Origin of the sequence: Streptomyces sp. HSW2009, from assembly GCF_040240285.1 — a bacterium.
In the GTDB taxonomy this organism is placed as follows: Bacteria; Actinomycetota; Actinomycetes; order Streptomycetales; family Streptomycetaceae; genus Streptomyces.
The window spans coordinates 1-10,946 of the sequence record NZ_JBEHZD010000247.1 but is presented as its reverse complement, the minus strand read 5'-3'; the positions used below and the strand labels follow the sequence as shown (position 1 = coordinate 10,946).

At 71.8% G+C, this 10,946-nt stretch carries 8 protein-coding genes; 5 read left to right on the top strand and 3 right to left on the bottom strand.

Annotation, left to right across the window (positions count from 1 at the left end; genetic code table 11):
• Window positions 1-157: 157 nt before the first annotated feature.
• Both AAHZ94_RS18945 and AAHZ94_RS18940 read left to right on the top strand, forming a co-directional pair.
• Entirely contained in the window at window positions 158-1,357 is a 1,200-nt protein-coding gene (locus tag AAHZ94_RS18945) for a GNAT family N-acetyltransferase (RefSeq protein WP_349994146.1), read from the top strand.
• A 569-nt stretch (window positions 1,358-1,926) separates the two neighbouring features.
• Complete coding sequence (locus AAHZ94_RS18940; protein ID WP_349994145.1) at window positions 1,927-2,928, top strand: hypothetical protein; 1,002 nt, start codon at window positions 1,927-1,929, stop codon at window positions 2,926-2,928.
• A 230-nt stretch (window positions 2,929-3,158) separates the two neighbouring features.
• On the opposite strand, the gene AAHZ94_RS18935 is transcribed toward AAHZ94_RS18940, so the two are convergent.
• From AAHZ94_RS18935 to AAHZ94_RS18925, 3 genes are read right to left on the bottom strand one after another with little or no spacing between them, the layout of a single operon-like run.
• On the bottom strand, window positions 3,159-4,343 hold the full coding sequence (locus tag AAHZ94_RS18935; protein ID WP_502964714.1) for an acyltransferase family protein: 1,185 nt from the start codon (window positions 4,341-4,343) through the stop codon (window positions 3,159-3,161).
• A complete protein-coding gene (locus AAHZ94_RS18930) occupies window positions 4,340-5,728 on the bottom strand; it encodes a polysialyltransferase family glycosyltransferase (protein ID WP_349994144.1) in 1,389 nt (462 codons plus the stop codon). The genes AAHZ94_RS18935 and AAHZ94_RS18930 overlap by 4 nt, the downstream gene beginning before the upstream one ends.
• Window positions 5,728-6,705 (bottom strand): glycosyltransferase family 2 protein, encoded by a 978-nt coding sequence (locus tag AAHZ94_RS18925; RefSeq protein WP_349994143.1) that lies wholly within the window; start codon window positions 6,703-6,705, stop codon window positions 5,728-5,730. The genes AAHZ94_RS18930 and AAHZ94_RS18925 overlap by 1 nt, the downstream gene beginning before the upstream one ends.
• A gap of 187 nt (window positions 6,706-6,892) precedes the next feature.
• Between AAHZ94_RS18925 and AAHZ94_RS18920 the strand changes: the two genes are divergently transcribed.
• From AAHZ94_RS18920 to AAHZ94_RS18910, 3 genes are all read left to right on the top strand, one after another.
• Window positions 6,893-8,233, top strand: coding sequence for a DUF6716 putative glycosyltransferase (locus tag AAHZ94_RS18920; RefSeq protein ID WP_502964713.1), 1,341 nt, complete (start codon window positions 6,893-6,895; stop codon window positions 8,231-8,233).
• A gap of 185 nt (window positions 8,234-8,418) precedes the next feature.
• Window positions 8,419-9,768: a cytidylyltransferase domain-containing protein gene (locus AAHZ94_RS18915; protein ID WP_349994142.1), complete on the top strand. Its 1,350-nt coding sequence runs from the start codon at window positions 8,419-8,421 to the stop codon at window positions 9,766-9,768.
• Window positions 9,765-10,688 (top strand): N-acetylneuraminate synthase family protein, encoded by a 924-nt coding sequence (locus AAHZ94_RS18910; protein WP_349994141.1) that lies wholly within the window; start codon window positions 9,765-9,767, stop codon window positions 10,686-10,688. The genes AAHZ94_RS18915 and AAHZ94_RS18910 overlap by 4 nt, the downstream gene beginning before the upstream one ends.
• Window positions 10,689-10,946: the final 258 nt, after the last annotated feature.

Here is a 10,946-nt window from a genome sequence, read left to right as displayed (position 1 = left end):
CCCCCCCCCCCGCCCCCCCGCGCCCCCCCCCCCCCCCCGCCGGCCCCCGGCGCCCCCCCGCCCCCGGCCCCCCGCCCCCCCCACCGGGGCGGCCCGGCCGGCCGGGGGCGACCCGCAGCCGCCGGGCCCGGGCGGGGCGCCGCGCGGGAGGCCGGCGATGAGCGAACGAGAAGAACGCGCGCACGGCGCGGACCAGGGCCGTGACCGGGACGCCCCCCGTCACCCACGCTCTCAGCGCGACCGCGACCGCGACCGCGACCAGCACCCGGCCCCCAACCCCGGCCACGACCTTGCCAAGCCCCGCGACCCCCACCCCGAGCACGACCCTGACCACGCCCGCGCCGCGGATGACGGCAGCGGCCAGCCGGAAGGCCAGGGCCAGGGGCAGCGCCACGACCAGGGCCAGAGCTTGGGCCAGAGTCAGGACCCGCCGCGCGAGCACCGCCCCGACGACCAGCCCGCACCGGGCATCGGCACCACCACCCCCGCCGCGGGCCCCCCCGGCCCCGGCACGCCCGGCGCCACCACCCCCGGCCCGGGCGCACCCCGCATCGACACCTCAGGCGCGCCGGCGACGGGCGCCGGATGGGGCGCGCCCCACTTCCGAGGCGCCAGCGCCGCGAGCACCGTGCCGCCGGCGCGCGCCGCCGACCCGGAGCACGCTGCCGTCCCCGACGGCGGACGCCCGCTGCCCGTACCCGAACAGGCGGGCACCCATCGCGCACCGCGCGCCCCGAGCGAGCCGCCGCCGCGGGGGCCGCGCGCGGTCCTGGTCGAGGGCAACAGGTTCCGGCTGCGCGAACTGCACCCCACCGACGTGGACGCGGTGCTCGCAGTCTTCAGCGACCCCGGGACCAGCCACGCCTTCGGGACGCGTCCCCTGCAACGCTTCGACGCAGTGGCGCTCGTCGAGCACGCCGTCGCCACCTCCCGGCACCGGCCCCGCACCCACTACCGGCTCGGCGTCAGCAGGGTCGACACGGACGAGTTGATCGGCACGGCCAAGCTGGTGCTCGACCGGTCGACGCCGGACCCGCTCGTCCGCACCGGGCACCGCAGCGCCGAGGTCGGGGTGGCCTTCCGCGCCGACCAGGCCAGCCTCGGCCACGGCATGGACGTCGGTTACCTGCTGGGCCTGTTGGGGTTCGGCCGGCTCGGTCTGCACCGCATGTGGGCGGGGTTCCTGCCGACCAACACGGCAGGTCAGCGCATCGCGGCGACGGTCGGCATGACGCGCGAGGGCCTGCTGCGGCACCACGGGTACGCGAACGGCACCTGGCACGACATCGTGCAGTACGCCATCCTCGAACACGACTGGCACGCCCGACTCGGCCGCCAACCCCACCCCTACATCTGACCCGCCGCCCGCACGGAGAATGCGGCGATTCGGGACGGCACCCGGCACCGGGTCATACGAACCCAGCACCGGATCGTACGAACCCGGCACCGCATCATGCGAACCCGGTATCAGAACGCGCGAACCCGGCACCGGATCGTACGAAATGGGGACGGAGGGAAAGGAACGTGCGGGGAAGGTGTCCGTAGCGCGACATCGGTGTACCGCGCGGATCGCATTGCCGAATGGGGTCGCACTCCAGCGGAAAGGATTCGGCGTACCAGGCATCAGCCCGGCGGCCAACTGCCGCCTGGTTGGCCGGGGTCGGGGGCGGCTACAGTGGCGCTCTCTCGTACGAATCCGAGGTACGACACCCGAGGTACGGCAACGCCCGGTCGGCGACGCTAGGAGAACCCATGGGGCTCATTCTCCGACGACGAACTCCCTCCCTCTACACCGCTCTTCTCGCCCTCATCGCACTCTCCTGCCTAGTGGGCTGCGACAGCTCGGCGAATTCCCCGGCGGCCGGCCCCGAGCAGCAAAAGCCCCGGACCCAGGGGAAACCGGAAGACTTTCGGGTCCCGGATACCGTGCTTCTCCTCAATTGCGCCACGAGAACCGGCATTTCCCTCAGCGCGGTCTCCGTCCGCGACGGCAGCCTCATCACCTCAGCTTCGGGCGACATGCCGGCGGACGCGAACCCGGGCGGCTCCTACGCCTGCCACGACGGCGGCGACGGCTACCCCTCCTCGTCGGCGCTGCGGCAGATGTTCAACGAGGACTACAGCCTGATGGCCGGGCGCATGACCGGCCCGGCGAACACCGGCCGACAGGCGGTCGCCTTCGACGTGCGCACCGGGCTCCCCGTCGGCCCGGGCGCCGACGACCAGGCCCTGCCCGATCCGCCGCAGGACAGCTATCCGGTCTTCCACGACGGCGACCTCTGGTACGTCGACGGCCGGGGCCGGCTGCGGAGTCGGCCTCCGCTCAGCCCCGCCAAGGACGCCAGGGACCGCGGCCCGGCCGTCGACGCCGATGGCGGGCCGCTGAGCGAGGTGTCCTTCGGCGGGGGCGTCGCCTGGCGTGACGAGGACTCCGACATGGACGAGTCCGCCGTGCACCCCACGGGCGGTTACATCGCCGAGCACAACCCCATTTGGAACCAGCTCCAACTCCGCGAACACGGCGCCCAACACACCGTGGGAACTCCGCTGAGCCGGAGCGTGGACTATGGCGGCGAGGGCCCGGAGATTCCCCGCGGCAGCGCGGAAGTGCCCGACTGCGCGCCGGAATTCTGGCTCAGCAACCGCGATCTGATCTGCTCCGGCGCCGGGAAGAAAAACGCGGGCATCCTACGGGTGAGATTCACCGCCGACCTGGAGATCGTCCGAGACGTCGAGCCCCTGCCGATCGGGACCGGCGCGCCCTCCTATGGCGCCGTCCCGTCACCCGACAAGAAACAGATCGCCTTTCTCGCGGAACGGGCCGGCAAGGTCGAGGTCTACCGCCAGCAACTGCGCACGGGGGCCCACCCGGTCAAAATCGCCGAAACCTCGGATGCCGGAGTCACCTACTTGCTGGGCTGGAATTGACGGCCACACCGTGACGCCCCGACGCAGAAACGGCCCGGGACGCATCGTGCGTCCCGGGCCGTTCATCGGCTTCGTCTGCCGCAGGCCGTACGGGCCCTGCCTGCTGTCAGGGAACCACCCACCGTGCGGGAACCACCCACCGTGCGGGAACTGCCCGCCCTGCATGGGAACTGCCCACCGCGTGTGAGCCGGTCGCCGGGGAAAACGACAGCCCCGGCCCCCGCTGTCCGCTACCGCTTTCGCTTGCCGGTAATGGACCGCCTGAGGACCGGGGTCAGTGGGTTTTCCACCAGCTTGTTCAGCAGCCAGGCCAGTATCAGCATGGCCAGGATGGTGAGGCCGAACGTCGCGTGTGGCGGGACGTCCAGATCCTGGTGCAGCGTGTCCACCACGACCCAGCCCAGGTGTTCGTGGACCAGGTAGAAGGGGTAGGTCAGCGCGCCGGCGACGGTCAGCCAGCGCCAGTTGGCCCAGTTCAGCTTGCCCAGGGCGACCAGTGCGACGGCCAGGTAGCCCAGCGCGACGATGCCGATGATGACCGAGGTGTGGCGGTACGAGAAGAAGTCCGGGTTCTGGGGGTGCCAGAGCTCGTCCACCGCGTACCGCTGTCCTATCAGGAAGCTGACTCCGACGATTCCCCAGGACAGTGCGTCACTGCCGAAACGATGCACCAGATAGAGGCCGATGCCACCGATGAAGAACGGCGCGTACTCCGGCATCAGCACGACATCAAGCAGCGGCTGGTCGGCCGCGTCGGCCATGGCGGCGGCCAGCGTCCACACCGCGCAGAACAGCACCACCCGGTGCCGGCTCGCCCCGGGCAACACCACGAACAGCGCGAACAGCGCGTAGAACCGCAGCTCGGCCCAGAGCGTCCAACACACGCCGAGCACCCGATCGGCGCCCAGCGGCTGCTGCAACATCGTGAAGTTGACCAGCGTGTCGCTGGGCGAGACGGTCGCGAACGCCACCGCCGGCAGCGCGAAGACCAGCGTGACCAGGATGATCGCCGCCCAGTAGGCGGGGAACAGGCGCGAGACGCGGGAGGCGAAGAAGTCCTTCAGCGGACGGCCCCAGCCGCTCATACAGATCACGAAGCCGCTGATCACGAAGAAGATCTGCACGCCGAGGCAGCCGTACGCGAACCACTCCGACATGGTCGGGAAGTGGTTCGACGGGGAGGTGCCCCAAGCCTTGGCGATCTCACCGTCGCGCCCGCCGTAGTGGTAACAGGCGACCATGAGCGCCGCCACGAGCCGCAGCCCGTCCAGGGCGCGCAGCCGGGCCGGCGGGCGCTGGCCGGGCGGCTTGCCCTCCAGCGCGGGCGGAGCGTCGGGCACCCCCGGCGCGTCGGCCGGGGGTGTGGAGGTCACGGCATCGGGGAGCGGCCCCGGTGCCGTACTCGGGACCGTCATCCGAAGGCTGCCCTTTTCTTGATCTGGCGCTGGACGGCGCGGGCCCTGCGGGCCACCTTGCGCACCGTCGGATTGCGCGGCAGGAACGACAGGTGCGACGGCACCGCCCCGGGCAGGCCGAGCGCGGTGAGCCGGCGGCGCTTGAAGTAGCGCCAGGTGTGGGCGTTGAGCTTGGCGGACAGGTAGCGCTCGGCCGCGGGCCGCAGGTCCGGGTAGATCTTCGCCTGCATGGCGAAGCCGACGGCCGTGACCAGGCCGGTCAGCTCCTTGCCGGCGCGGTCCCCGGGCGGCGCCGTCCATGCCTGGACCGCCGCCCGGTCCTCCAGGTCGGGCAGCAGCGCGTCGACGATGGTCACCGGCATGCGGTTGCTGTTCTGGTACGGGGTCAGCCGCTCAAGCAGCAGGTCGGTGCCGGTACGGGCGACGGGCAGGCCGTACAGGGCGCTCGCGGTGATCAGCGCGGTGGAGAAGCAGCCGACGACCAGGGCCGGGCGGGTGCGCTGGTAGAGCACCTCGGCCAGCACCGGCGAGTCCACCACGGTCAGCTCGGCGCCGAGGGTGCTCGCCTCCTGTTCGAGCAGGTGCGACCAGCGGGCCGGCGCGGTCGGGTGCGGCTTGAAGACCACCTCGCGGTGCCCGAGCCTGACCACCCCGCGCAACATCCGGACGTGCAGTTCCTCTTCCTCTTGCGGGGTGAGGATGTCCAGCGCCGACAGGTACTGGCCAAGGAGCAGCGCGGGACCTGCGGCGCCGGGCGTCGCGTCCGGCACCGTGACCTCGGGGGAGACCCCGGCGATCTCGGCGAGCACCTTGGTGAACCGGTCGGTGGGCACGATTTCGGACGGTACCCCGAACTCGGTCAGCAACAGCGGCTTGAGCCCCGGCACCAGGTCCAGGTGGAGCAACCGGCGCACCCGGGTGCCGACCAGGGGGGAGAGCTTGTTCCGGGTGGGCCCGTAGCTCATCAGGCCGTCCGCGTACACATCCAGCGGAGAGTTGGGGAACAGCCTGGCGAGCGCGAGGGCCGGGTTGACCTGGATCGATTCGAGGACGATCTCGACATCGTCGTCGCCGAGCCCCCACAGCAGCCGCAGATGGCGCTCCCACAGCGGGGCGTCGTCGCCGCGCGGGGACCAGCCGCCAGGGTGGAACGGGCGGATCGTCTCGTTCCACGACAGAACGCCGTCGAAACGGGAGCGCAGCACCTCGAAGCCGGGCATTTCATCCAGGCCGGGCGTGGTCTCCGGGATGCCCGCGTTGTTGCTCACCAGGAGCAGCCTGCGGTCGGCCTCGTCGAAGCAGTCCGCGTCGATGGCGGCGGCCAGCGTCGCGGCGCCGTACAGCGTGGACGCGAAGAAGATCTGGGTGCGGTTGCGGGTGCTCATCAGGCCGCGACCTCCGGGCCGACGGGGCGGCGGCGCAGCTTGCGCAGCCGCGCGGCGCGGTCGTAGTCCATGGCGTCCAGCGCCTCGTCCAGCACCTGCTGCGGCATCCGCTTCATCGCCGCCGCGCTCATGGTGCGCAACTTACGTGCCACGGCCGGTTCAAACCTTTCGATGCCACCAAGGTGGTGGGAAATAATCGCACAATACGTGCGGACGGCCTTCGGGAGAAGTCTGGCGGCTTCCCTGTCCCGCGCGGTTTCCTCGATGACCTGGTCGAATGCGCGAATGAAGTCGAGCTGCCGCACATCGCCGATCTGGGTGAGCGAGGAGGCGACGCCGCGCCGGTAGAAGACGCCGAGCAGGCCGAGTACCGCAAAAGTCTTCGCTTCGCGGTGCAGTTTCCAGATCCACGGGCGGTCCTCTGCGGTCCGCAGTCCGTGCGTGAAATGCAGCAGGCCGTCGTCCAGCAGTCTGCGGTGGTACATCCCGGCCCAGGCGAACGCGTAGTCCACGGAGGTGGACCGGTCGGAGGGCAGGATCACGTCCCGCGGGTTGAGGACCGTGTTGCGCATGCCGACCGGTACCCGGTGGATGGAGCGCGACCGGTTGGTGACCTGGACGTGGTCGGTGCGGACGAAGTCGCAGCCCAACTCCTCCATGGCGGAGAGGACTTGCTCGAAGTAGCCGTGCGCGAGCCAGTCGTCACCGTCCAGGAAGGTGATGTACTCGCCGCGGGCCGCGTCCAGCCCCGTATTGCGTGCGGTGGCGAGCCCGCCGTTCTGTTCGTGCCGGATGAGGACCGCCCCTGGCAGGTCGCGCTCGGCGCGTTCCAGGAGTTCCGGGGTCCCGTCCTGTGAACAGTCGTCGACGAGAATGAATTCGAAGTCCTCCCGCGCGTTGGCGCGCAGACTTCTCAAGGTGTCTGGTGCGTAGGTCTGCACGTTGTAGAACGGCACGATGACGGAGAGCTTAACCACCCGGGTGACGGTAGGTGTCCGCCCGGCATTCGTCTTGACCTATGGCATACGAGAAGGTGAACGAAGGAAGTCGGAATGGTTAACCCGCTGCTCCGGCGGCCGGGTTCGCTAACCGTCGACATGCTGTTAACCGTTTGTTGCGCCGGAGTTGGGCCGTGACTCGCAAACCCTTCCTAGCGTCAGCGACGTGCCCACCCGTACCAATTCCCAGCCCCGCGTGGCCGTGCTCGCAGATTCCGACACCCGGTGGAAGTGGGGCGCGCTCACTGCACATCGCGTAGCCCCCGACCACCGTCTGGACGGCTACCTGCTGCGAGGACGCGCGACCCCCACCGCCCGGCAGTTGTCCGAGGTCGGCGTGCACGCGGACGCAATGCGTGAGGTCACGGGCATCGAGTTCATCCACGCGATAGAGCGCGAGCACTACGACGCCGTGGTGCTCTCCTGCGTGGGCGGCGGCGTCCAGGCCGTCCTGCACGGCATCGGCCACGCGCTGCGCAACGCGCCACACCGCCCCGTCCTCATCACCGGCTACGTGGGCGTCGTCTACGAGAAGCTCGCCGACGGCCTGCTGCTGCGCAACGGCGCCGACATCGTGCTGGCCAACAGCCGCTACGACGCCGAGCGGTTCCGCGAGGTCTACCGCGGCGTGGGCGCCGCCCCGGGCGTGGTCGTCGAATGCGCGCTGCCCTTCCTGGGCGGCGACAGCTACGACGAGACCGCCCGCACCCGGCGGCCCTACACCGGCGGCACCGTCGTCTTCGCCGTCCAGCCCTCGGTGCCCGACAACCGCGCCGACCGCGCGTACCTGCTGCGCCGCGCCGTCGAGCACGCCCGCAAGCACGCCGACCGCGAGGTGCTGGTCAAGCTCCGCAGCAAGCCGGGCGAGCACACCACGCACATCGAAGAGCTGCCCTACCAGAAGCTCGCCGAGAAGCACGCGGACGCGCTGCCCAGCAACTTCCGGCTGGTCTACGGGCACATGGGCGAGGTGCTCGACGGGGCCGACCTGCTGGTGACCGTCAGCTCGACGGCCGCCCTCGAATCGCTGCACCGCGGCATCCCCACCGCCGTCCTCACCGACCTCGGCGTGCGCGAGGTGCTCGGCAACCACCACTTCATCGGCTCGGGCTGCCTGGCCTCCTGGGACCAGCTCGACACCGGCTACCGCCCCACCGCCGACCCGCAGTGGGTGGCCCGGCAGGGCGTGGCCGCAGCGGACGGCGCGTACGAGCACGCCTTCGACGCCGTCCGCGAACGGCTCACCGATCTGATCACCGGCCCGCCGCTGCCGCCGGTCACCCCGTACTACACGGCCGTCACCGCGCCCGGCTACCTGCCGCGCATCCTGAACCGCTACGGCTTCCAGGCCGACGGCAGCCCGCGGCCCGGCGTCACCGTCGAGCCGGAGGACGCCTCCGGGCTCAAGCGCGTGGTGCGCAACACGATGCGCGAGGCGGCGCGCGGCGCCTACCGGCACGGCGTGCAGCGGGTCGCCCCCGTCATCCGCCGCATGGGGGAACTGTGACGTCCGGGCCCGACCAGCAGGCGCCCGCCGGGGCCGCCGCCCCGAACGCCGGGCCGGCAGAGCCCGCCATCGTCTCGGCCGGGCCGCCGCGGGACCGGCCGGCCGCGCCGCAGACGAGCCCCACCCACTCAGGCGCCCAGCGCCACGAACCACCAGGCGCGCAGCGCCACGAGTCAGGAGCCGCCATGTCCACCTCGGAGCCCGTAGGCCGCGCCAGCGCGCCGGGCGCAAGCACGTCGACCGAGGGCCGCGGCGCGGACCGGCCCGCCGGCGGCCGGGTGCTCGCGGTGATCCCCGCCCGCGGCGGCTCCAAGGGCGTGCCCGCCAAGAACCTGGCGGCCGTCGGCGGGGTGCCGCTGGTGGCCCGCGCGGTCCGCGAGTGCCGCGCCAGCCGACTCGTCACCGACGTGGTGGTCTCCACCGACGACCCGAGCATCGCCGCCGCGGCCCGCGGCGCCGGCGCCGACGTCATCCAGCGCCCCACCGCCATCGCCGGCGACACCGCCACCAGCGAGGCGGCCGTGCTGCACGCCATGGACCAGCACGAGGCGGAGCACGACGGGCCCGGCAGCACCGAGGTCGTCCTCCTCGTGCAGTGCACCAGCCCATTCATCACCCGCGAGGACATCGACGGCGTGGTCGGCGCGATCGTCGACGGCGGCGCCGACAGTGCGCTGACCGTCGCCCCCTTCCACGGCTTCATCTGGCGCGACGCGGACGAGGAGCCGGCCGACGGTGCGTCCGGCGCGGCCGTCGGCGCCTCCACCGGCGGGGCCAGCGGCGGCTTCGGCGTCAACCACGACAAGTCGTTCCGCCCGCGCCGCCAGGACCGGCCGCAGGACCTGCTGGAGACGGGCGCCGCGTACGCGATGCGCGCGGCCGGCTTCCGCGACCACAAGCACCGCTTCTTCGGCCACACCGCGCTGGTGCGGACCGACGCCGCGCGGGTCCTGGAGATCGACGACCCGCACGACCTGGAGCGGGCCCGCGCCCTCGCGCCGCTCCTGGACGGGCCCGGCGCGCAGGGCCGCCCCGGGTACCTCCCCACCCACCTGCCCACCCGCGACGACATCGACGCGGTGGTCATCGACTTCGACGGCACCCAGACGGACGACAGGGTGCTGATCGACTCCGAAGGACGCGAACTCGTCGCCGTACACCGCGGTGACGGGCTCGGGATCGCGGCGATGCGCCGAGCGGGCATCCCGCTGCTGATCCTGTCCACGGAGCAAAACCCGGTCGTCGCCGCACGGGCCCGCAAGTTGCAGGTGCCCGTACTCCACGGCATCGACCGCAAGGACCTCGCACTGAAGCAGTGGTGCGAGGAGCAGGGCATCGCGCCCGAGCGCGTGCTCTATGTCGGCAACGACGTCAACGACCTCCCGTGTTTCGGCCTCGTCGGCTGGCCCGTGGCGGTCGCAGGTGCGCACGACGTCGTACGTGGCGCCGCACGCGCGGTCACCTCCACCCCCGGAGGAGACGGTGCGATCCGCGAGATCGCCTCGTGGATTCTTGGAAAGGAACTGTCTTCATGAGCTCCACCCGCCTCCGCACCCTCGGCGCCAAGACCGCGGGGCCCGGCCAGCCGGTCTACGTCACCGGTGAGATCGGCATCAACCACAACGGTGACCTGGAGAACGCGTTCAAGCTGATCGACGTCGCCGCCGACGCCGGCTGTGACGCGGTCAAGTTCCAGAAGCGCACCCCGGAGATCTGCACCCCGCGCGACCAGTGGGACATCGAGCGCGACACCCCCTGGGGCCGGATGACGTACATCGACTACCGGCACCGCGTCGAGTTCGGCGAGGACGAGTACCGGCAGATCGACGAGCACTGCAAGAAGCGGGGCATCGACTGGTTCGCCTCCCCGTGGGACACCGAGGCCGTTGCCTTCCTGGAGAAGTTCAACGTCCCGGCGCACAAGGTGGCCTCCGCGTCGCTGACCGATGACGAGCTGCTGCGGTCGCTGCGCGCCACCGGCCGCACGATCATCCTCTCGACGGGCATGTCCACGCCGAAGCAGATCCGGCACGCGGTCGAGGTGCTGGGCAGCGAGAACATCCTGCTCTGCCACGCCACCTCCACCTACCCGGCCAAGGCCGAGGAGCTCAACCTGCGGGTGATCAACACCCTCCAGGCCGAGTACCCCAACGTGCCGATCGGCTACTCCGGCCACGAGACGGGCCTCCAGACCACGCTCGCCGCGGTCGCGCTCGGCGCCACCTTCGTGGAGCGTCACATCACCCTCGACCGCGCCATGTGGGGCTCGGACCAGGCCGCTTCGGTGGAGCCGCAGGGCCTCCAGCGCCTGGTGCGCGACATCCGCACCATCGAGGAGTCGCTCGGTGACGGCGTCAAGAAGGTGTACGAGAGCGAGCTCGGCCCGATGAAGAAGCTGCGTCGGGTGGCCGGCGTCGTGGCGGAGTCCGAGGAGCGCGAGCCCGCCGCTGTCTGACCCGTGTCCACGGGTCGTGGGCACGCCGCGCCGCCTCGTGGGCGGCCGGCTGCCCGGCAACTCCCGTAGGCCGAGCGGTCCCGCCGTCCGGGTGGGTCCGCCGAGAGCGTGAGGTAGACCTCAGTGAGCTCAACCACAGGGCCGGTCGGCCCTGTCCCGGAGGGGGGCCCCCCCCCCCGGGGGGGGGGCCCCCCCCGCCCCCCCCCCGGCCCGCCCCCCCCCCCCCCCCCCCCCCCCCCCCCCCCCCCCCCGCCCCCC